The organism is Coleofasciculus sp. A1-SPW-01, from assembly GCF_040217205.1.
In the GTDB taxonomy this organism is placed as follows: domain Bacteria; phylum Cyanobacteriota; class Cyanobacteriia; order Cyanobacteriales; family Coleofasciculaceae; genus Coleofasciculus; species Coleofasciculus chthonoplastes_A.
Genome location: NZ_JAVJNP010000128.1, coordinates 51,154 through 73,870 on the forward strand (window position 1 = coordinate 51,154; position 22,717 = coordinate 73,870).

21 protein-coding genes are annotated in these 22,717 nt (G+C 44.2%); 10 read left to right on the forward strand and 11 right to left on the reverse strand.

Features of this window, described 5'->3' with window-relative positions:
* Positions 1-31: 31 nt before the first annotated feature.
* Complete coding sequence (locus RH949_RS19580; RefSeq protein ID WP_006105037.1) at positions 32-1,018, reverse strand: hypothetical protein; 987 nt, start codon at positions 1,016-1,018, stop codon at positions 32-34.
* Between the two features lie 324 nt (positions 1,019-1,342).
* On the opposite strand from RH949_RS19580, the gene RH949_RS19585 reads away from it, so the two are divergent.
* From RH949_RS19585 to sigC, 5 genes are all read left to right on the forward strand, one after another.
* A complete protein-coding gene (locus RH949_RS19585) occupies positions 1,343-1,813 on the forward strand; it encodes a tetratricopeptide repeat protein (RefSeq protein WP_446355472.1) in 471 nt (156 codons plus the stop codon).
* 71 nt (positions 1,814-1,884) lie between these two features.
* Positions 1,885-2,931 carry a S66 peptidase family protein gene (locus tag RH949_RS19590; RefSeq protein ID WP_446355474.1) on the forward strand — a complete coding sequence of 349 codons (1,047 nt, stop codon included), beginning with the start codon at positions 1,885-1,887 and terminating at the stop codon, positions 2,929-2,931.
* Positions 2,932-2,996: 65 nt separating this feature from the next.
* Positions 2,997-4,058, forward strand: a complete 1,062-nt coding sequence (gene hemE, locus RH949_RS19595) for a uroporphyrinogen decarboxylase (protein ID WP_006105115.1) — start codon at positions 2,997-2,999, stop codon at positions 4,056-4,058.
* 336 nt (positions 4,059-4,394) lie between these two features.
* Positions 4,395-5,372, forward strand: a complete 978-nt coding sequence (locus tag RH949_RS19600; RefSeq protein WP_446355477.1) for an NAD-dependent epimerase/dehydratase family protein — start codon at positions 4,395-4,397, stop codon at positions 5,370-5,372.
* A gap of 1,020 nt (positions 5,373-6,392) precedes the next feature.
* Entirely contained in the window at positions 6,393-7,643 is a 1,251-nt protein-coding gene (gene sigC / locus RH949_RS19605; RefSeq protein WP_446355479.1) for an RNA polymerase sigma factor SigC, read from the forward strand.
* Positions 7,644-7,685: 42 nt separating this feature from the next.
* On the opposite strand, the gene RH949_RS19610 is transcribed toward sigC, so the two are convergent.
* On the reverse strand, positions 7,686-7,934 hold the full coding sequence (locus RH949_RS19610; protein WP_446355481.1) for a hypothetical protein: 249 nt from the start codon (positions 7,932-7,934) through the stop codon (positions 7,686-7,688).
* 138 nt (positions 7,935-8,072) lie between these two features.
* A complete protein-coding gene (locus tag RH949_RS19615; protein WP_446355483.1) occupies positions 8,073-9,296 on the reverse strand; it encodes a glycosyltransferase family 2 protein in 1,224 nt (407 codons plus the stop codon).
* Between the two features lie 145 nt (positions 9,297-9,441).
* Here RH949_RS19615 and RH949_RS19620 point away from each other — a divergent pair, with 145 nt between their 5' ends.
* Both RH949_RS19620 and RH949_RS19625 read left to right on the forward strand, forming a co-directional pair.
* Complete coding sequence (locus tag RH949_RS19620; protein ID WP_446355485.1) at positions 9,442-10,647, forward strand: class I SAM-dependent methyltransferase; 1,206 nt, start codon at positions 9,442-9,444, stop codon at positions 10,645-10,647.
* Positions 10,648-10,925: 278 nt separating this feature from the next.
* The gene (locus RH949_RS19625; protein ID WP_446355488.1) at positions 10,926-11,552 is read left to right on the forward strand and encodes a CatB-related O-acetyltransferase; all 627 of its coding nucleotides are present in this window, start codon (positions 10,926-10,928) and stop codon (positions 11,550-11,552) included.
* Between the two features lie 150 nt (positions 11,553-11,702).
* Here the strand turns inward: RH949_RS19625 and RH949_RS19630 are convergent, their stop codons facing one another.
* The 4 genes from RH949_RS19630 to galE form a co-directional block, all read right to left on the reverse strand.
* The gene (locus tag RH949_RS19630; RefSeq protein WP_446355491.1) at positions 11,703-12,437 is read right to left on the reverse strand and encodes a sulfotransferase family 2 domain-containing protein; all 735 of its coding nucleotides are present in this window, start codon (positions 12,435-12,437) and stop codon (positions 11,703-11,705) included.
* Positions 12,438-12,554: 117 nt separating this feature from the next.
* A complete protein-coding gene (locus RH949_RS19635; protein ID WP_446355493.1) occupies positions 12,555-13,175 on the reverse strand; it encodes a sulfotransferase family protein in 621 nt (206 codons plus the stop codon).
* A 16-nt stretch (positions 13,176-13,191) separates the two neighbouring features.
* The gene (locus RH949_RS19640; protein WP_446355495.1) at positions 13,192-14,187 is read right to left on the reverse strand and encodes a glycosyltransferase family 2 protein; all 996 of its coding nucleotides are present in this window, start codon (positions 14,185-14,187) and stop codon (positions 13,192-13,194) included.
* A gap of 63 nt (positions 14,188-14,250) precedes the next feature.
* Positions 14,251-15,255 (reverse strand): UDP-glucose 4-epimerase GalE, encoded by a 1,005-nt coding sequence (gene galE, locus RH949_RS19645; RefSeq protein WP_446355497.1) that lies wholly within the window; start codon positions 15,253-15,255, stop codon positions 14,251-14,253.
* 98 nt (positions 15,256-15,353) lie between these two features.
* On the opposite strand from galE, the gene RH949_RS19650 reads away from it, so the two are divergent.
* On the forward strand, positions 15,354-16,493 hold the full coding sequence (locus RH949_RS19650; RefSeq protein WP_446355499.1) for a glycosyltransferase family 4 protein: 1,140 nt from the start codon (positions 15,354-15,356) through the stop codon (positions 16,491-16,493).
* A gap of 30 nt (positions 16,494-16,523) precedes the next feature.
* Here the strand turns inward: RH949_RS19650 and RH949_RS19655 are convergent, their stop codons facing one another.
* From RH949_RS19655 to RH949_RS19670, 4 genes are all read right to left on the reverse strand, one after another.
* Entirely contained in the window at positions 16,524-17,147 is a 624-nt protein-coding gene (locus RH949_RS19655; protein ID WP_446355501.1) for a sulfotransferase, read from the reverse strand.
* 31 nt (positions 17,148-17,178) lie between these two features.
* Complete coding sequence (locus RH949_RS19660) at positions 17,179-17,502, reverse strand: hypothetical protein (RefSeq protein ID WP_446355503.1); 324 nt, start codon at positions 17,500-17,502, stop codon at positions 17,179-17,181.
* Positions 17,503-17,565: 63 nt separating this feature from the next.
* Positions 17,566-18,522: a sulfotransferase family protein gene (locus RH949_RS19665; RefSeq protein WP_446355505.1), complete on the reverse strand. Its 957-nt coding sequence runs from the start codon at positions 18,520-18,522 to the stop codon at positions 17,566-17,568.
* A gap of 94 nt (positions 18,523-18,616) precedes the next feature.
* Positions 18,617-20,026, reverse strand: a complete 1,410-nt coding sequence (locus RH949_RS19670; protein WP_446355507.1) for an O-antigen ligase domain-containing protein — start codon at positions 20,024-20,026, stop codon at positions 18,617-18,619.
* Between the two features lie 531 nt (positions 20,027-20,557).
* On the opposite strand from RH949_RS19670, the gene RH949_RS19675 reads away from it, so the two are divergent.
* Positions 20,558-21,967 carry a class I SAM-dependent methyltransferase gene (locus RH949_RS19675; RefSeq protein WP_446355509.1) on the forward strand — a complete coding sequence of 470 codons (1,410 nt, stop codon included), beginning with the start codon at positions 20,558-20,560 and terminating at the stop codon, positions 21,965-21,967.
* A gap of 52 nt (positions 21,968-22,019) precedes the next feature.
* Positions 22,020-22,658 (forward strand): sulfotransferase family protein, encoded by a 639-nt coding sequence (locus RH949_RS19680; protein WP_446355511.1) that lies wholly within the window; start codon positions 22,020-22,022, stop codon positions 22,656-22,658.
* Positions 22,659-22,717: the final 59 nt, after the last annotated feature.

The following is a 22,717-nucleotide window of genomic DNA, read 5'->3' on the forward strand; positions in this document are numbered from 1 at the left end:
ATCTGGCTCACGTCCTAATCAGGAATCCCTCTTAGGAATTATCTGTACCTGGCTTGTCCTTACGTTGAACTGGTTTGGATAAGGGTTCTGAACGCTTGGGTGAGGTTCTTTTTCCTGTTGTCGAACTATCTTCGCCCGAACCACGACGGGGAAAACTCTTTTTAGGTCTTGACCCTTTGCGTGGACGAAACTTATTTGATCGCCTTTTGGGTGCATGAACAATACCAATATCATTGCCTTCCTCAATCATCAGGGTATTGGTATGCAGTTTGACGTGCAAATCCCAAAAGTGATTAATCACCTTTTCCCCCAGCAATCCCTTGAGCTGAAGCTTGAAAAATTTGGTTTTCTCTGATTCTCTGCGGGGAGACTGCTTGATTTTGACAATAACGTCTTCATTCTCCCGCGACTGGTAAATGACTTGACCCCGAATTGAAAAGTAACCTTCTGGTAATTGCTCAGTTGGTTCAGGTTGAGGATGATCTGGAGACGTTTGTGCCTCAGGGGTTGACTCTTCCGGTGGCGAGTCGGTTGATTCTGAAGCCGTCGTTTGATCTTGATTGAGTGTTTCCGGTTCCCAAACACCGACAATTTGGACGTGCAAATTTCCGTCTTGTTGTCTCGTGCGAGGATAAACGACCCAAAGATGGGATAGAGCTAAATCGAGATGGTTTTTCACCAAACTCATGACCCGACCCAGTAAGACGGCATCAATTAAGGTACCGTCATCTGCCAGTAGAGTACCCCTTGTCAATTGCTCTTGAGAGGGCATATATTTTCCCCGAATCAGCCCGATTGCTCGGTACTGCATGGGTTCACTGGGCGGAGGAATGGGTTTTTGTCGTTGGACATCTGATGGCATTGTTCCGGTTGAATCCGTTGTAGTAGATGAGTTAGTCACGTTTTCAGAATTGCCATTGGGTGGGGCTGAGTGTGGCGGTTGCACACTGGATGCTTCTGGTAGATTTTCACCAGAAGACTGGGGTGAGTCGGTAGACCGATTCACAGAAGGACTCATATAACCTCCTAGCGGCGGAGACACATTCCCTTGTGGGAGATTTGGACTGACTGCTTGAATTTTAGTTTGTTCAACATCCTTACTGGAGTGGTGCAATAGCTGGAATGACTCTCCTAGCTATGTTTCCACCGAAAATTAACAACGTAAGGAAACTCAGTATCAGTCTGCCCATTTTACAAAATGCAGTCATAAGACTGGTACATCCGCAAAGTTTATGGAATCTTTACTCGCAGCAATCTGCACTCTATTCAAATTTTGGCGGGAAAATAGGGGAGTGGCGATAAATCTGAGTAATCCGTTACACAATAGTTAAGAGGACAAGAGATGAGTGAATCATCCATCAATTCCTTACTGGAGAACCTAAAAAACCCTGATGAAAACGTCCGCAAGCAGGCAACAGAAGAACTCTGGCGTATCTGGTTCTATCAAAAGGGCATCTCCGGCATGGAACGGCTAGGGCGGACACAGATGTTATTAGAACGTGGGGAAACAGCCCAAGCTGAAGCTCTGCTGACCCAGATTATTAGAGAGCAACCTGATTTTGCCGAAGCTTGGAATCGACGAGCCGTTCTTTACTACCTACTTAAACAGTATCAAAAGTCAAGGGACGATTGTCAGCAGGTTATCCGGCTTAATCCCATTCATTTTGGGGCGCTGCATGGTTTGGGATTGTGTTATATGGCGTTAGGAGATTATCAAGCGGCAATTACAGCCTTTCGCAGGGCGTTGGAGATTCAACCCTATTCTTTAATTAATCAAAAGTTTATTCTGGAATGCACGGCGCGGTTGAGTTAGGGGGTATTAGCAGATGGGGATATGTAGAGACATAGCATGCTACGTCTCTACAGTGAGGTGAGGTAAATTTGGTGAACATCAATCAACTTAGTCCTTTACAACCAGGTAATTTACTCCGGGTGATTGCTCCGAGTGGGGCGTTACGAGAGGTTGACGCCTTCTATCAGGGAGTGGAAATTTGGCGTCGCCGAGGCTATCGGGTTGAATTACCAACCAATTGGGATGCTAGGGATGGCTACCTTGCTGGTACAGATAACCAACGACGTCAGCAGTTAGCCGCCGCTTGGTATGACCCAGACTGTCGGGGAATTCTTTGTATTCGAGGTGGCTATGGTAGCGCCCGTCTTCTGGAAAACTGGACGTGGACTTCCCCAGTAATATCGCCCCAGGTTGTAGGGGCGGGTTTGACCGATAACGCTACACCAGAAACCGATAACTTGACTAAACCCGCCCTGCTTGGGGAACAGGGGCGCAGCGGTACACAGGTCAATCAAATTGATCAAAGAAGTCTTGAGGCAAAATCCCATAGTCCCAAATGGCTGATTGGGTTTTCCGATATTACCTGTCTGCTGTGGAGTCTAGCTGGAGTGGGCATTGGCAGTGTTCATGCTCCAGTCTTAACCACATTAGCTAGTGAACCGGAATGGTCGCTGAATCGCTTATTTGACTGTGTAGAAGGACGCCCTCTGTCACCTTTAACCGGGAAGGGTTGGGGCGGGGGTAAGGTTCGGGGGTGGCTTTTGCCAGGGAATCTGACTGTGGCAACTCATTTACTGGGTACGCCGATTCTACCCCCGCTAGATGGGGCAATTCTAGCGTTAGAGGATGTGACAGAAGCGCCTTATCGAATTGACCGCCTGTTGACCCAGTGGCGGATGAGTGGCATGTTACAAAAGGTTAAAGGTATTGCCTTGGGACGGTTTAGCCGCTGCCATCCTCCCCAGAATGTGCCAAGTTGGACGGTTGAAGAGGTGTTACGCGATCGCTTAACCGATCTTGATATCCCGATTGTCTCCGAGTTGCCCTTTGGTCACGATGGGGTCAACGCGGCTTTGCCTGTGGGACGCTGGGTTGAACTGGATGGGGATCAGGGAACCTTATGTTGGAAAACTTCATAAATAATTGTCAGCCCGCAATGGTAAGCTAACAGAGCGCTGAAAACTTTGTATAGGGTAGGTCTAGTATGGCTGGGTTAACCCAGGTTCCTTATTTATTACGAGCCGCTCGTGGTGAAAAATTAGAACGTCCGCCTGTGTGGATGATGCGACAGGCGGGTCGATATATGAAAGCCTATCGGGATTTACGCGATAAGTATCCCAGTTTCCGGGAACGCTCCGAAATTCCCGAAATTGCTATTGAAATTTCTCTCCAACCCTGGAAGGCTTTTCGTCCAGATGGGGTGATTCTATTTTCTGATATCCTCACGCCTCTACCCGGAGTCGGTATTCCCTTTGATATTGTGGAAAGCAAAGGTCCGATTATAGATCCGCCGATTCGCTCTCAAGCACAAATTGACGGGCTTCATCCCTTAGAGTTAGAAAAATTAACATTTGTCGGGGAGATATTACAAGCGCTGCGCCAGGAAGTTGGGAACGAAGCCGCTGTCTTAGGCTTTGTCGGTGCGCCTTGGACATTAGCCGCTTATGCGATTGAGGGGAAAAGTTCCAAGAATTACTCGATTATTAAAGGAATGGCATTTTCCCAACCTGCCATGCTGCACGAGTTTCTGGGGAAAATAGCGGATGCGATCGCGGTTTATGTACGCTATCAAATTGATAATGGTGCCCAAGTCGTGCAATTGTTCGATTCCTGGGCGGGTCAACTGAGTCCTCAAGACTACGATACCTTTGCCTTACCCTATCAGCAGCGCGTGGTTGAGCAAGTAAAAGCCACCCATCCTGATACGCCTCTGATTTTGTATATCAGTGGGAGTGCAGGGATCTTAGAGCGCATGGGTAAATCTGGCGTAGATATTATCAGCGTAGACTGGACGGTGGATATGGCAGAAGCGCGACAGCGGTTAGGCTATAAAATGAACGTTCAGGGGAACATGGACCCAGGGGTGTTATTTGGGTCACAGGATTTTATCCGCGATCGCATTTTGGATACGATTCGTAAAGCGGGGAACCGAGGTCATATCTTTAATTTGGGTCATGGTGTCTTACCAGGAACCCCAGAAGATAATGTCAGGTTCTTCTTTGAAACAGCCAAACAGGTTGATCAATTGCTCACTGTTCATGCGTAAGAGATTGGGTAACAGGGGATTGGGTAAAGCCTTAGTGCTGGTATGTTGACAGAAAACCTATACATCTGGACACGAAGGCGAGAACCCCTACGTCTGTCGGACATTGCGCGTCTGTAGGGGCGGGTTTATGGGTTTTCGTGTCACTATTGATGATAACGTTTATTCAAAACCCGCCCTTTCCAAAGGTAGAGGTAGGATTTCACTATTGTCGTTTCGTCCATCACCCAGATGTGACTCAACGGAATCTAGGGACCAATGTCCCTACTACAAGCCTAATATTTACATAATGTCATATCGGTTGAGTTAGGATCAGATTATCAAAAAATCTAAAATCAAATGGTTCCCAAGCGAATCTTTATGACTGGTGCTAGTGGTTGCATCGGTCAGTATGTCGCCGAAACGTTAATTCAACAAACAGATCACGAGTTGTATTTATTGGTCAGAAATCCCGATAAATTAGGATTTGACTATCATGCTCGTCCGGGGATTACGATTTGTCAAGCTGATTTACGGCAGATTGATCAATTTGGTGATTTGCTCAAAACGGTAGATGTAGCAATTTTGGCAGCAACAGCTTGGGGGGGAGTCCAGGAAGTTTTTGATATTAATGTGGTCAAAACCCTGCGATTGCTGGATTTGCTGGACACTCAACGTTGTGAACAGGTGATTTACTTTTCCACCGCTAGCATTCTCAATCAACAAAACCAGTTACTCAAGCAAGCCGGTCAACTGGGAACCGATTATATCCGTTCTAAATACGACTGTTTACAGCAACTCTCAAAACTCGCGATCGCGCCTAAAATTACTACAGTGTTTCCCACGTTGGTATTGGGGGGAGATGAGCGTAAACCTTACTCCCATATTTCATCAGGGATTAAGGATGTAGTCAAATGGATGGACTTAATTCGTTGGTTCAAAGCCGATGGGAGTTTCCACTTTATGCACGCCCAGGATATCGCCCAGGTAGTGCTATATCTGGTTGATCATCCTCCAAGTCAGGAATTGACCACTAAAACGGGTGAAGTATTATCGACCAATCGTTTAGTCTTAGGAAATCCGCGCCTCACTGTTAACCAGGCGGTAGAGGAAGTCTGTACGTATTTAGGTAAAAAAATTTATGTTCGCGTCCCCTTATCGATTGGACTAGCGAATCTATTAATTATCTTATTTCGGATTCAGATGGCGGCGTGGGATCGATTTTGCCTCAATTATCGCCATTTTAGTTATCAAAACCCAGTGAATCCCGATACATTCGGTTTACCCACGTACTGTCCCACTCTGAGTGACGTGTTGAAAATCAGTGGTCTTCCGTAGGGGCGCACCGACGTGCGCCCTTTACCAACGTGCGCCCTGCACTGACATGTATCTGTATCAATTTAAGCCACAACCCCCTCTCCCCCAGCCCCTCTCCCACCAGGGGAGAGGGGAGCAAGAAGCAAGCGGTATTCCAGAGTTATAGCAGGTCGCGCTGGTGTATTTACAACTCCCTTCTCTGAAGCTGAGTCCAGATGGGATGTTCGTGCAAACAAAGTGTAACTAGACCAGTGCGAAGCGCTATACTTTGGAAGCGTCTTTATGTGATGGTTCCCCTTCTCCCTTGATGGGAGAAGGGGTTAGGGGATGAGGGTGAAATGCTTGCCAGTCGTGCTTTTCGCCTTAAGTTGACACCAATGACTGACGTGCGCCCTTTACCAACGTGCGCCCTGCACTGACCTTAAGCCCAAAAAAAGCGATACCTTGATCTAACCCCTCCCTAACCCTCCCCTTGCCAAGGGGAGGGAACTTCAAGGACTTTGGTTTCTCCCCACACCCAACACCCAACACCCGACTTCAAAATGTAAATGTAAATTGTTACCTACTACCTATTCATTGTTCTATACAATGGAATAGTAAAGAGATGGAATTAGCAGTATGAACCCCTGCTTTCCATTCAGGTTTCGCAGGCGATACCCCGGTCAACAAACGGTTTCCTAAACAAATCTCAATAATCTTTCAGGAATCCGTCCCATGGGTGATGTAGATTAATACAGCCTTTGACAAAGGTCACTCATTCCCCAAGAGGGTATCGCGTATACTATCTGCTAGAGGAGAAGCCCAGTCATCTAACCTGAGACAGATTTTAAGCCCAAAATGCGGAGAATTCTGTAAAAACGGAAACTGGGGCGATGCGTTAGCAGTAAATCTCAGTAAGGGTTTCCTGGAAAACAGGTAACCCTTCGCGGTGAGAAAAACGGAAAACGCTGTTATCCGGTCATCAAGGGTGGGAATTCTAGTAATTAAGTGATGACACACTTCGCTCAAGTGTCGTTATCGGTCGTAATCTAAGAGATCACTATGCCAGCCACTCCTTTTGCCGACACTGAATTCGACCACGACCAACCTACCTACAGCTTGGATTTGCAGGATAACCACGGCGATATAGACAATTCTGTGGATGAATTCGTTGATCCAGATATAGAAGAGGATATCGACACGACTAGCTTTGCTAAAAGTGCCAACCGCCGTACCACAGATTTGGTGCGGCTATATCTTCAAGAAATCGGTCGGGTTCGTTTATTGAGACGAGATGAAGAAGTATCAGAAGCTCAAAAAGTTCAGCGCTATATGCGATTATTGGACTTGCGAGCTAAGTTCGCCACACCAGAGGAGCCAGTTATTGAGCATTTCGTTCATTTAATCGAAACCCATGACCGTTTAGCCTCTCAGTTAGGTCATCGTCCCTCCTTAGAACGCTGGGCGACCACTGCTGGGGTGGATGTGGCTACCCTGAAGCCAAGTCTAGTCAAGGGGAAACAGCGCTGGGCGGAGTTAGCGGAACTGACGGTTAAGGAACTGGAACAAGTTCAAGCCGAAGGATTGCAGGCGAAGGAACACATGATTAAAGCCAACCTGCGCCTGGTGGTGTCGGTGGCGAAAAAGTATCAAAATCGCGGGTTAGAACTGCTGGATTTGATTCAAGAAGGAACCTTGGGATTAGAACGGGCAGTTGAGAAATTTGATCCGACGAAGGGGTATCGGTTTAGTACCTATGCCTATTGGTGGATTCGTCAGGGAATTACCCGCGCGATCGCGACTCAAAGCCGGACGATTCGCTTACCGGTTCATATTACCGAGAAGCTGAATAAGATTAAGAAAGCCCAGCGGAAGATTTCTCAGGAACAAGGGCGCACCGCCACGATTGAGGATATCGCCAAAGAGTTGGAAATGGATGCGCCCCAGGTACGGGAAGTGCTAATGCGCGTGCCGCGATCGGTTTCCTTGGAGATTAAAGTTGGCAAGGAGAAGGATACAGAACTGGGTGACTTACTGGAAACTGAGGAAACCTCCCCAGAAGATGTATTGATGCGTGAAGCCTTACAACGGGATTTACACCAACTCCTAGCTGATTTAACCAGTCGCGAACGGGATGTGATTTGTATGCGGTTTGGTTTAGGCGATGGACATCCCTACTCCTTAGCTGAGATTGGGCGGGCGCTGGAACTGTCTCGCGAACGGGTACGGCAAATTGAAGCGAAGGCGTTGCAGAAGTTGCGCCAACCCAAGCGGCGGAATCGGGTGCGGGATTATCTGGAAGCGTTGAGTTAGAAGAATTTCCCACACATTGTAGAGACGCGCCATGGCGCGTCTCTACATGTACGGTTCGCGGACTAGCGGTTCTCCTACCCAACCTCCAATCACTTCTTCAAAAAAACCAGGCATCCATTCCGTTTTGGGTTTTGTTGGTTGTAAGACTTCAACGTTTCCTTGATAGAAACGCTCCATCATTGCTAATAACTGGACACCTCTAATAATTACTTCCTCTGGTGAATTGTATTTTCCTGTATCAACCTGACGTTGAATAAACTGTTCTAGTTCTGAAGTTAAAGATACATTCATTGATTTTTACTAAGGAATAGAAGCGAGCAAGATGCTCGCACTACAGGTTTATCCTTCCTAAGCTGTCATGCATTTAAATTGGGAATAGATGTAGAGACGTTGCATGCAACGTCTCTACACAGGTAGATTGAGAAACCATCAAGATTCTGGAAAATCCACTGCATCTCGTTCTGTTCTAATCCACTTATTCTCCGGTTTGACTAGAAACGCGAAATACAGGGGAATCTTCCACAAAATATAAAAGGGTACAGTTAAAAGCGTCTGTGCTGGTATATCATCACGGCAAAACTTAGCCCATGCCCCAATAATTGATAGTAAAATTAATAGTCCTTCTAGCCCAACAAAAATGGCTGGTATCCAAGCTATTCCAAAAACCGCCGCTAGTAACGTTCCCCCCATAGCCGCTACCCAAATCATGACAAGTAGGGAAAGGGGTGGTACAACTAAATCAAGGGCGATCGCGAATAAGTCAACCCGTCGCTGAATCACAGACTGGGTAAGGAGTCGCGGGACTTGGGTAAGTAAGGTTTGTAAATGACCATGTTCCCATCGGGTGCGCTGGGTTTTGGCGGCTTCCTGCTGCTGGGGGAGACATCCGGTGACTCTAGCATCTAAACAAAATAGGGGAGAATATCCGGCTATGGCTAAATCAATGCCAAGCTGCATATCCTCGACTATATTATTACTCGCTAGGGGTGCTTGATTAATAACTGACCAAGGAAACGCCATCCCTGTTCCCATTAATAAGCAAGGGAATCCCAGTCGATTTAATCCACGGGGACGAGCTAAGTTTTTTACCCGAACCGATAGGGCGGAAATGGTATCCTTGGGTGTAGGGTTGGGGGGTTGTTCTAATACGTAAATGGCTTGGGTAGGTCTTTTGGATGTGTTGGCACGTTGAGCGAGTTTCGCGATCGCGCTTTCATGTACGATACAGTCAGCATCTACGAGTACCACGATATCCGGTGGATCTGTGGCTAGGTGCTTGATACCGTAGTCCAAGGCATATCCTTTCCCTTGGCGTTCTGTATCCTGGCGTTCGATTACTGTTGCGCCTAATTGACGTGCGATCGCGGCGGTTTCATCGGTACAATTATCGGCAATAACCACCAGTCTGTCTTGGTCGGTTAGCTGGGGTACTATTGTTTTTAGGGTGGTGCTAATTCCAGAGGCTTCGTTGTGGGCGGGAATTAACACAGTTATGCGGGGAGGGGAGGCTGGGGCTGCTTCTGGTTGTTGACGCGGTGGGAAGAGGGCGGCGAAACACTCGATAAATAGCATCCCGATGGGGATAAGAAGGGAGAGTGCGATCGCGAATAGGATTATTTCCACGATAATAAGCCATGGCTGATTGGTAAACATGACCCGGAAACCTCGCTGTGTTTGGAACTTTGGGAATTAGGGAGAGTGCGATCGCGACAAACATAATCTCTTGTGGCTATTATAGTGTCGGCAGCTTGCTCAAGTCGAGTAAAATGTACAGTACACTCATCAAACGTTAACGGTTATGACCTGTCGGATTTGTTCAGCCGATGTATCGGTACTCCTGGATCTGGGAACCTCACCCCCCGCCAATTCTCTGAAGAAATCGCCAGAACAGTTTCAGGATTCTTATCCCCTGGTTCTAGAGATTTGTGATAACTGTGGCAATGTCCAGTTGCGAGACTGTTTGGATGAAGAAGCCCTCTATAAGGATTATTTTTATGTGACCCCTTCGTCTACATTGCTATCCCGCCATTATGATTTTCTGCAGTCGTTCTTATTCAAAAATAATTATTTAACCAGTAATTCCTTTGTGTTAGAGATTGGTAGTAATGTTGGTTTATTTTTAGACCATATTAAACCCAACGTGGCTAAAGTCGTTGGTATTGACCCAGCTCAAGAAATTAGTGAAATTGCCAATCAGAAAGGGATTGAAACGGTTTGTGACTTTTTCAACGAAGAATCATCGGTCAAACTGAAAGACCAATTTGGCAACCCGAATATTATTCTAGCGCGTCACTGCTTTGCCCATAATTGTGACCCCCATCGGATGCTTAAGGGGGTAACGCATTTACTGGATGATTCTGGCTTGTTTGTAATTGAGAATGCCTATTTGTTGAACACGATAGAGAACAATGAGTTTGACCAGATTTATCATGAACACATGTTCTACTATTCCATCCGCTCGATGAAAGCGCTGCTGGCGATTCATAATATGCATTTGGTGGATATTATTATGTCGCCTATCCATGGGGGGTCTATTGTTTTTGTCGCTAAGAAAGTCAGCGCTGAGGATAAGATTAGTTCTGCGGTAGGGAAGTATACGCTTCAAGAGGATCTCTTACTTACACCCTCAGCCTTTAAGCATTTTGTCGAGAATACCTGGAGAATTAAGGATACGTTAAGTCGATTGATTACGGGGTTAAGAGATGGCGGCTGGACGATTTATACTTATGGGGCGACGGCGAAGGGGAATACGTTGTTGAATTTTATTGGATTAACGGATAAAGAGATTAAATATTGTGTGGATAGTACACCAATGAAACAGGGGAAATATTTACCTAAGTCTAATGTTAAAGTGATTTCCGAGGAAGAATCGCAAGCGAATCCCCCGGATTATTTCCTGTTAACCGCCTGGAATTATCGCGATGAGATTGTAAATAAGGTGCGTCAAGCGGGGAATTATACGTCTCAGTTTATTGTTCCTATACCTTTTGTCCATATTTTATAAGGGTATTTGGCTATCAGGACGTATCGATAGGCGTCCTGTTGAAAGTGTTCAAAATCAACAAGATCTACATCTATAAAAGTCGAGAGTTCTTCAAATGACTACAGTTTATTTGCACATTGGTATACCCAAAACTGGAACAACGAGTATACAAACTTTTTTGTTTAACAACAGAGATAAACTTTTAGACGCATGGTAACTTGTTTTGCAAGTCCCTCTTCTAGAATTAGATGAATGATTGATTGATGTTTTAAACACTTAGGTCATATACGATAATTTAAATGCTGCAGCGTATATTTAAAAAAAAATTTGGTGTCCCCGTGAAGGGAAATAGCCAGGATGCTGATCTCCTAGAAAATGACATTTATATCCATCCTGATTCAAGGATCAGTGAATTTACGACTATTGGTGCAGGTACAAAAATCAATGGACCTGCTTTCATATCAAGTACTAAAGAATTCCCTTGCCAGATAGGAAAATATTGTGCCATAGCGCATAATCTGAGAATTAGAACAAGAAATCATTACACTGGATATATCAATTTACAGGGTGAATTCCAAAGAAAATATAATCTACCAAATATTGCATCGATTAAAGGGTCTGTGATAATAGGTAACGGTGTCTGGATAGGAGATAATGTTATTATACTTTCTGGTGTCAATATCGGTGATGGAGCCGTATTAGGAGCAGGTTCTGTTGTGACAAAAAATATACCCCCCTATTCTATAGCAGTTGGCAATCCAGCCAAAGTCATAAAGAAAAGATTTAGTGATAAAATCATAGCACAACTTTTGGAAGTTAAATGGTGGGATTGGTCAGAAGAAAAAATAGAGCGGAACAGACGATTCTTTGAAACTGATTTAAGCATTGATGAAAACTTAGATATATACCAAATACTCGTTGACTGATTTGCCAAATGAGAATTAGTCAACTAACAAATTAAATTACGTGGGAAAATTAAAACGATAGTTTCCCCCGCAGACCAAATCTCGAAACTGCCTCACCGTAAAACTTACCGCGATTTCTCAGCCGTCCTACTTATCTAAGTTGAAATTGATTTATTGCCGGGGGGATTGTTGAGAAGTTCCTTTGCCAAATTCGTAATTAAAAGCCTCAATATCTTTCTGGTACAGTTTTTCAATAAGTTCTTTTGACTCACTGTCGTAGTATTCGGTATAGTGCTTAAAAGTGTTTTTTTTGTAGTTAAAATTGTTTTTCATTTGCCTAATGTTAGTTCTAATTCTCCACACTTGAGATAGTTTAAATTTAGTGCCAGATTTATTAATGTGAGGTAGTGGAGTTTGAGGAATATCAAGTTTACTACAGACATAATCAAAGTCAGCCTGAAGATTTTCAAATCTACCTACATAATCCACCAGTTGATTGTTATCTTTGAACAAAAAATCGTACTGTGGTCTCATAAACCACCATTGTTGTTTTTGAAAATCAGGATCTATCAAGTATTTAAAGAGAAACTCTTTGAAGCTACATTTTTTAGGCCATCCCCTATACTTATAAATTGATACTATTCTATCCCAAGGATTTCGGACAAAAGAAAACTTAAAGTATGAATCAAATTGTTCTTGTGTTATGTGTCCACATGCAACATATTCGTATGCTTTAAGATGACCAAATTTCTCTGGTCCTTTATTCGGGTCGCTATTAGGTCCGAGAAGCAACGGAAACCGTGTTTCCCACGTCAAACCTACGAGAGGGAGAAAAACATTGTCTATACTTTGACCTCCGGTTTTGGGAATATGAACAAATATGAATTTGTATTCGTGGCAGAGCATACGTTGACTTCCTTGGTTTACATCATGTTTTATAGCTAATCAAACTTAATCTATTCAAGTTGCTCATATATAGCTTAACATTATTACAGCTGTAGCAGGCAACATCAACACCTAAGTTTATTGTTTTGGTGAAGGATAATTTTTGACATTGGCTTTTGGAAAATCACTGTTCGGTATATCTTTGCCCAGGAATGAACATAATTTGTCCCATCCATCTCCCTCACCAACATTAAAGGTCATGAAATCAGATCGTCCTTCAAAATAGTTCTGGATGCGGCTATGATGATAATCATAAGCTTCTAGAAAAGCATTTTCCTCAAACAAATCAGTTCCATACATTTCTTGACGCAAGACTTGCCAAGAACCTGAAGCAGGAACCGAAAAGTGTTTGCGACACGATTCAAGCCAAGCATCTTTATCTCGAACCGTTTGAATAAATTTGGCTTGGGGAAATTTATGGTCGAGTTCAACGAAAAAACGGGTAACAGGAATATCACTAAAGGCATCATATTTGTTCAACCACCATTGCCAGTCCAATTCTAGCTTTCCTTGGGTAGAAACGTGAAACATTGGCGGCATGTGAAAGCTTTTGTAGCCTAACATTTCTAACGCTTTATGGGTTGAAGTGGTTCCGGTTCGGGATAGCCCAACCACAAAAATTCGTTCTCTGTCCAAATCATTGAGATGCAAAAGCTGATACTTCAGGCGATCGTAAATTTTGGGGATTAAACTTGACATTTTTTGCACCGAACCCTCAAGATTTGGCAATTTGGTCTAACTTGGCTTTGAAAAACACGCTATTTTGAATCGAATCACTGAGTAACTGAGGCGGATCTCGATCCGGTTTTCCTTGCAAGACACGCCGCACTCGCCACACTGCGTATCCCGACAACCAAGCCATATCCGCTAGCGCCGTATACAGCCAACCGTGATTTTTCAGGAAATAGCGTCGCCGGGAGTCAAACATATACTGGGGAAGACGCTTGGGTGTGTCTGTGGGAGTTGTTACGCCCGTACTTTGTCCCACGATATGGATAATTACACTTTCAGGGACATACCAACACGTCCAACCCGCTCTTCGCGCCCGCAAGCACAAGTCTACTTCTTCGTAATACAAGAAATACCCTTCATCCAGTAAACCAACCTGTTCAAACACCTCGCGCCGGATCATGATACTCGCTCCTCCTACCCAATCCGTTTGAGTAGCCGTTTCTGGTAGAGGAGGTGCGACAATCCATTTATGTAATACTTTGGATAGTATGCCTAACCGCCAGCCTCGATCCAGTTCACTCAGGATGGTGTGAAAGCGAAAGGCACAAAGTAAAGGTGTACCATCGGGGAGTTCTTGACCGCTACCCGCCAGTCCTATCTGCGGATGCTCGTTCATGAACTTGATTAGTATCTGTAAAGCACCAGGTTTAACTAGAGTATCGGGGTTGAGTAAAAGAAAGTAATCTGGAGGATTATCGGATTCTAAGCCCTGACGAATCGCCGCATTGTTACCAAAGGCGCAGCCTCCGTTATGGTCAAGGGGAAGAACCGATGCCCAATCACCCCAACCGTTGGTTTCAATCGCCGCACGAATCAGTTCCACAGAACCATCGCCAGAGTCATTATCCCCCACGATAACCCGCGTACCGGGTAATGCTTGGACTTCACTGACGAGAGAGCCTAAGCAATCAATGGCGAGTTTGGGTGTACGGTAGTTCAGGATTGATATTAGTAAAGGCGGTGAATTGTCAGATAGCATAGAGTTAGCTAAACGATGGCATATAAAAATTAAGATTAACGGCTAAAAAACCCCTGGACAGGATTATTTTTGACCCTGGCGTTTTTGATGCCAATTCCAAGCATGAGAGATTATGGTTTTTAGTTCTGGATATTGATGCTTCCAGCCCAAAACCTTCATCGCTTTATCACTACTCCCCACTAAAGTGGGTGCATCTCCCGGACGGCGATCGCCATAGCGAATCTCAATCGATTTTCCGGTCACCTCTTGCACTGCTTCAATCACTTGTTTAATCGAAAAGCCGTTGCTATTGCCTAAGTTAAAAACGTCGCTTTTTCCGGTGTCTAAGAGATATTCTAATCCCAAGAGGTGGGCGTTGGCTAAGTCAACGACATGGATATAGTCTCGAATACACGTCCCATCCGGGGTGGGATAATCTGTCCCGAAAATAGAGACATATTTTTGCTGACCTAATGTCGTCAGCAATATCAAGGGAATCAGATGAGTTTCTGGGGTGTGATCTTCTCCCATCCGTGCTTCGGGATCAGCCCCAGCCGCATTGAAGTAGCGGAAACAGATATACTTTAATCCGTAGGCGGTCTGAAAATCAGCTAAGATTTGTTCGACCATTAATTTACTCTTGCCATAGGGATTAATCGGAGATTGAGGATGATCTTCAGGAACGGGAACGACTTGGGGTACTCCATAAGTGGCACAGGTGGAAGAAAAGACGATGTTTTTCACTGATGCCGCTAGCATAGCCTCTAAGAGGGTGAGCGTGCCAGCCACATTGTTACGGTAATACTTTGCCGGAGATTTAACTGACTCGCCCACGTAAGCATAGGCAGCAAAGTGCATGACAGCGGTAATTGAGTGCGTGGCAAAGAGTTGATCCAGTAAAGCGCGATCGCTGATATCCCCGACAATTAGCTCAACCTGTAAGACGTTTTCAACAATATCTCGATGACCGTAGATCAGATTATCGAGGATGACGACCTCATAGCCTGCATCTTTTAATAGCCGAACGGTGTGAGAGCCAATATATCCGCCCCCTCCTGTCACCAGGATGGTTGGCTTGTCGTCAGGCATCGGTGCTTACTCCTGTTTGGGTGAAATGGGATATTGAGATGAATGAGTCTAATCTATTATACTGTTGTGTACGATTCAATTTCACTGAGAACCTAATCTTGAGTTCCCCTATCCATTCCCCTTCAATGCGTATCGCGATCGTCCTGCCTGGGCTACATCGGGTTGTGCGTGGTGCCGAGGTGGCGTTTGAATCCATTGCCCAGGAACTCGCCCAAATTGAGGGGGTTAGGGTGACGCTGTTTGGGTCGGGGGAGGTGCGGGATAGTGAACCCTACAATTTTGTCTCGATCAAGAATAGTCCCCGGGAACGCTTCGAGGGCTGGATCAGTCTGCCTGTGTTTCGGAATGAGTACGTTTACGAAGAATTCACATTCTTACCTGGATTGATACGTCAGTATCAACCCAGGGATTTTGATTTAACGGTAACTTGTAGTTATCCGTTTATCAACTGGTTTCTCCGAACAAGGGGGGGTAAACAAAGACCTGCTCATGTCTTTGTCACCCAAAACAGTGATTATCCGGCTTATGCGAATCAACGGGAGTATCGTTTCTTTGGTTGTGATGGACTGGTTTGTACGAATCCAGAGTATTTTGAGCGAAATAAGGATCGGTGGTTTTGTACCTTAATTCCTAATGGGGTGAATCCGGAACGTTTTTCACCGGGTCAGGTGGAACGTGAGGCATTGGGGTTACCGAGGGATGTGCCGATTGTGCTGATGGTGAGTGCCTTAATTGGATCTAAGCGGGTGGTGGAGGGAATAGAGGCGGTATCTAAGATTGAGGACTTGCACCTCGTCGTCTGTGGCGATGGACCAGAACGAGAGAAGGTAAATCGGGTGGGACAGGAACGGATGGCGGGACGGTTCCATTGGCAAAAACTGCCGCGCGATCGCATGCCGGATATGTATCGGGCGGCGGATGTGTTTCTGCACATGAGTCTTGATGAACCTTCGGCGAATGCTTATATCGAAGCGTTGGCAACTGGGTTACCCATTGTCACCCATGACCGCAATGTCACGCGATGGACGTTGGAAGATACGGCTGTGCTAGTTGATGCGACTGATCAAGCCCAAGTGATTGCGGGTATTCGGGAGGCGTTTCAGAGGGGTTCACCTGAAGACATTGCAGCACGACAGGAATTGGTTGAACGTCGTTTTGCTTGGTCAAAAATAGGTCGTATGTATTACGAGTTTTTTCAACAGGTACTTAAGCAAGGTGGGCGAAACCAACTAGGATAGGCTCCTGAAAACATATCAAGCCAGTAAATTTTAGTCTTCCCACCATTGAGCCATAAAGCTGCTATTGAGAATCCGCCTGATTAACTCTACTTGTTCTGGCTTTAACTTTTTATGCCATGCTGTTGCAATAGACTGAGACTGAGAAGCCGTTTGAGATATTTCTTTCTCTATTTCTATAGTCCACGGCAAGTTGCATTGTTCATAGATACTCTTCATGAATTGCAGGGGTTCAGCAACCAAGTCCTCGTAGATCAGATGCACGTAATTGGGACGTCCGTGACCTGCCAGGTAAATGACTTCATTAGCATAGCACCAGTACCATAGCTCTAGCTCGTCGATCGACATCGCTGCTATATCTCCAAAGCGTTCTGCCCACCGAGAATCGCTCTCAATAATCTGCTTCAGGCGTTCGTCGTTATTCCTCTTGAGCATCACTGGATCTTGAGCCGATAGATATCGTTTAACAGCAGAGTTGAGAAATCCTCCAGGATGCCGCACGATGTGAAGAACCAGCGCTTTTGGTCGATTGAGTAGCACCCACTCAGCCCATCCTGGAACTCGATTAAGCTTTAGCACTAGGGAAGCTTTTTGCAGTGCAGTCGGATTAGCAAACCACCACGGTACTTGCCATTCAGCTTGCCCTAAACTGGGCATTACCCCGGAAAGAACTTGACGCAGCTTCGGCTTATCCAGTATTGCCGCACCACCAAGCCGACGTACTGGTTCGTAGACGTACTGGTTCGTATAAGTGTAACTTAGGATGAGTTCCTATGCGATCGCGTTCACCAAGTCTTGATGCAGTTATAGCGATTGCCTGATCCCATTGCTGTCCAAAATTTTCATCGAATGGCTGTTGGACAACGGGTGAGGGCAATTGTACAAAAGGAGAATTCTGTAACTTATCGGCTTCATTGCGACAATGAGTATAAGGACTTAGATCCAGCAGATCAAGCAACCAGTTGGTTCCAGAACGTCCTTGTCCCACGATTAAAATATAATCAGGCTGCATAAAGTTAATTAGGGAGTTAAGAAGATTTAATGGCTTGGCGATGTACCAATAGCCCAGACAACTTCACTTAAAATAAGCTCTATTAGTATCATACATTTTTACTTTGACAGACTTCTGCCACTGTGTAAGGTTAAGTTTTCTTGACAAGTAATCTGATAGAAAGAGTGCCAATCCATAGCGCTGAAGTCGAAATTGCACCCGCGCCCACCAATCTTGCAGCTTGAGTTGTTGTTCCATCACTGGGGTAACCGTTAAATGCGGTAATCCACTCAGTTCATAGCCACGCTTTTGCAGCATCACTCCGATCCGAGATTCCACCAACTGAATCTCATAATCAGAGAGTTTGCGTCGCCACTGCTGAATTAATTTCGGATCGGGTAAATCATACCTAGTTGTCTCCGTGTAACCAAACATAGCTGGGTCATAAGACATACCAATAAACTCACAGATTTTTTTTAGGGTTTCTATCGGTTCGCAAATTAACGTTTCATATTTAACCTCAATTTGTCGTTCGGCTGGGATAATGCTAGTTAGTTGAGTCCATATTTTTTCAGCGTCTATCCAACGCTCTAGCCCTGTCCAAACATTACCCGCCCAACCCATACCAATGGATGAACGTGCCACATCTCTGCCATCACGAACCAGGTGGATAAAACGAGCATGGGGCCAAATCTGTAACAATCTATCGAAGTGGCGGTGAACCGCAGCCCCAACTATTGATTTGCCTGCGCGATCGCGCTTTTGCACCAAAAAGCTGTTCACGAGTTGGGAATAACTTAAACTGCGATCGATAGTAAAACCACTATCCTGAAATATTCCATTGGTTTCTAACCACTGATAATACTCATCCAGTTGAGGCAATTCGCCACTCTCAGAGATTTTGTCAACAGCATACTCAAATTCACTACACCAGGCAATTTTGGGATGGTGATCAAGCATAAGCCTTAAAACTGTTGTTCCTGAACGTTCAGCCCCAACTAGAAAAATTGGTTCAACCACTAAAGGCTGTTTTATTGTCATAGTAGATTGATTATCCCTTCATAAAATACCTAAACTCAGTTATTATAACTAAACGAATTGTTAACACACCTTTCACGAATAAACCTTGACGGGGTTAATCATACTGATGTTTTCTGGATTGAGCCAGAGTACGCTTCGTCGCTGATGCACGAGAACTCCTCACCTTAGTGGAAATTTCAGTCCCTTGGAGTACCAGCCCAGCTATTCCTCCACTAGCAAGTGGAAAGACTGGATTGAACATGTTATTGGTCAGATTATCAGCCATATACAGAGTTACAACTAAACCTACTGCTACTGCTGGTGCTACTTTAGGATTAAACCACAAATGAGCCGGATAACGCCTGCATAAAACTACCACAGGCAGTAATAGAGCTGCTGTTATACTAAATAAACCAACAAGTCCCTTAGTGCCAAATGTAATGATCCAAAAACTGTCAATGTTGGTAGCAGCTACACGCTCTCCATACCAGTTATACTCATACACGCGGTTTCTATTCCATCCGCCCCAACCAAGAATTATCCGCTGCCGTGCCTTAGCTCCCAAGATATGTTCTGTATTAAATCGAGTTTCTAAAGAGCCAGCTCGTTCTTCATTGGTGATATCCGTCATAACCGAAATGATCTGATCCTGCTGTTGTACAGTAAACTGTCCAGTTGCCACATAGTACTGGTAAAAGAAGATACCTCCAATTAGGAGCAATAATGGCAGGGCAGTACGGAGCCATTTGGCAGCAAACAAGATGATAATGCCAAACGCACCTAGAAACCAAGCTCCTGTGGATTTACACAGTATAAAAGTAATTAGCAACAAAGGTACGAGCCAACGCACGGGAATACCCCAGAATCGCTTGATCACTCGAGCTTTCCACAGCCAAATCCCAACTAGGGTAGTTGCCATCATCCATACGCCCACTGCCAAACCATGCTGCATAAAAACTTGTGGTCTAAATCCTCCATACCGCATCGTTTGCCCAAAACCATGGGGGAAATAGCCATACACCATGATGTGTAGCTGGGGACTCATGCGGATTTCATACAGGCATAATGGAACATAAACTATCCCACCCATGAAGATCGCGATCGCCAATAGACGCATTCCTTTGAGGTTGTTAAAGTAGATTCGCCCTAGAAAGTAGGGAAATCCCCACTTGACCGTTTCACCAAGAGTTGCTGAAAGACCATCATAAAGACCCAAACCATTGCTCAAAGATGAAGCGAGGGGGCAGACACACCAGATGAGCATGGGCAGGTCAAGCCAACCAAGTTTAAAGGACTGGAAGCGTCCCACATCAAAGATGCAAGTAGCCAGCAAAATGCCATAACTCGCCGCAGACACCCGGTCATAGTCTGGGAAGCCGACAAATGAAAATGCCGCTTTCTGGGGCAGAAATAGCCAAGCACCAATAAAACCAATCACTACTGCTTTTTGGACTGGATACCGACTAAACAGGTACAAAACAAGGGGTATCCAGGCAAGCATGGCGAGTTGGGCTTGGGGAGTCATAAGCTCAGCATTGGGTACACTTCAATTCAGGTTAGTACAATAATTTACCTACACTTTCCTATATCTTATAGTTTATCTTATAGTTTTATCTCCGATTCTAATCGATTTAAAAATTTGATCACAAAACAGTCACACTTAATCATCTCAGACGACGCCCCACCAGGAAATTTTGAGTTACTCTACTATTATATGCTATAATATGGTACTTTCAGATGATTCGTGTACAGCCAAAGCACTGAAAGCCTTGCTGGGCAAGGGTTGCTTGTTTAAATCTAAAATGAAAACGCTATATAGTGTTTTTATTTGGGTCGTGAACACATGAACCTGGTAAAAAGGCAATGGGCAATGGGCAATAGGCAATAGGGGAAAGAGATACAGAGTTTTTAAGTAATCTAAGAAAAGACCTCCTCGGTTTACAACTCATTTACAAATGCTATATAACGTATTATTCTTTGGAAGTCGTCAACTTTATTCTTGAAAACTTTGCTATACTATTTAAGTAGTGATTCAATAATAAATGACATTATAACAATGAAAATATTAATTGCTATAGCCAATTATGGAACAAAAAACGACAAATATCTCCATCAGGTTTTAGAACAGTACCATCTTCTCCCCTATCAAAAAACAATAATAGTTCATACAAACGTTACCAAAGATTTAGGAGATGACGTCAAGGTAGAAGTGGGATTACCCACACCTGATCCTCGCTCATTAGTATGGTCACATCGCCGATTGTTTGTTGAAAACGCCGATAGGTATGATTTGTACATATATACAGAAGACGATACACCACTGTTACCAGATAATCTAGATTATTACTTGAAAGTCAACAAATATTTACCAGACAATTATGTCCCCGGCTTCTTGAGGTACGAACTCGGCTCAAGCGGTCGAGTAAGCTTCCCTGATATTATGGGTTCGTATCATTGGTATCCTGATTCCGTCAAATCATTCGATTCATATACATTTGCCGAGTTGAGCAACAAGCATTCAGCCTTATATGTTTTGACTCGCTCTCAGCTGCAGACTGCTATCCATTCCGGTAACTACGCATTACTTCCCCACCGTTCACGCTATGATATTATGGCAAGTGCGGCATCAGATCTATTTCACAACTGCGGATTGACTAAGGTGATATGCATTTCCCATATTGATAAATTTTTACTACATCATCTATCCAACAAGTACGTAGAGCGGTTTGGTTTATCTAAGGAGGATCTGGAGGCTCAGGTTAAAGCTTTAATGGAAGTGAAATCAGGCAGCTTATCCAAGTCTAGCCTGTTTAATACAGAGACAAAATTACTTAAGGGGTATAACAAACACTATTACAGCAAATGTGAGCAAATTGTCAACTCAGTTAGTGCCAAAAGCAAGAAAGTTCTATCGGTTGGATGCGGGATCGGGAAAACTGAAGCAGCGTTGGTAGAGAGGGGACATCAAGTGGTGGCAATACCACTTGATGAAGTTGTTGCTGTACCAGCACGTTCTAGAGGCATTGCAACAGTCGAATCTGACTTTGAAAAAGCCTTGGCTAGTTTGTCAAAACAACGATTTGATTGTATTGTTTTTGAGGACGTATTAGCACATCTACACGATCCAACAATAATATTGACACGTTTTGTTAACCTTCTGAATGACCAAGGGCAAATAATGGCAACGTTCTTGAACACAAAATATGATAAATTCACAGACGAGAGTTTTGAACCTCTTGATCAAACATTGAAAGGTGTTTATGACTTTGAAACATTAGGTCTGCATCTAACCTCAGAGCAGATGGTACGTTCTTGGTTTCATCAATCTGGATTAAAAGTCCAGAGTGTTGCTTACTACAATTTCCTAAATCGGCAGAGGCGAATCTATAATGGGTTATCATTTGGTTGGCTAGCAAAGAAATGGGCAAAACGATTTCTGATCGTAGCCGTCCGACAAAGAAAATGAGTTATTTTCGAGTGAGAGTACCTAAAATATAATTTGAGGTTATAAGCAAATTATGTCTGATTTTGTGTCAAGAATTCATGATCGGATTAAATACCAAGTCTTGCGATTAGAAGAATTAAATAGAGAGAGGATTTTTGGAATTGGGCTTTCGAGAACGGGAACGACAACTCTCTGCAAATCCTTAGAGCTATTAGGATACAAAAGTTTTCATATGCCACCAATATTGCGGCTTTCTTCAAAAGGTTCACTAGATCTGGATTGGCCCTGGTGGTTGAATAAGTACGATGCTTTTAGCGACACGCCAATTGCACGTTTTTTTGTTGAGCTAGATCAGAAATTTCCAAATTCAAAGTTTATACAAACAGTTCGTGAAAAAGAGGCTTGGCTAGAATCTTGCCGCAAGCATTTTTCTGTACCTTTTCCAAAAACATGGGAGGTGTTAAATCAAGAGTTATACGGTTCTTCTTCTTTTGATAGAGAACTTTTTTCAGAAGCCTACGACCGCTACAATAAGACTGTTAATGAATATTTCCAAGGAAGAACAGATTTTATTAAGATTAACTTCTGTAGTGGAGAAGGATGGAATCAATTATGCTCATTTCTTCATAAAGATGTACCCGATATAGGAGTTCCAAGAGAAAATTATAAGAGGTATGCTACAGAAAATTCAAACAAAGAACGAGAACGATAGGATAAAACTTATTTTTGCTGGATTCTTTGTGGATTCTTGAGGTTTCAGTATAGTTAATC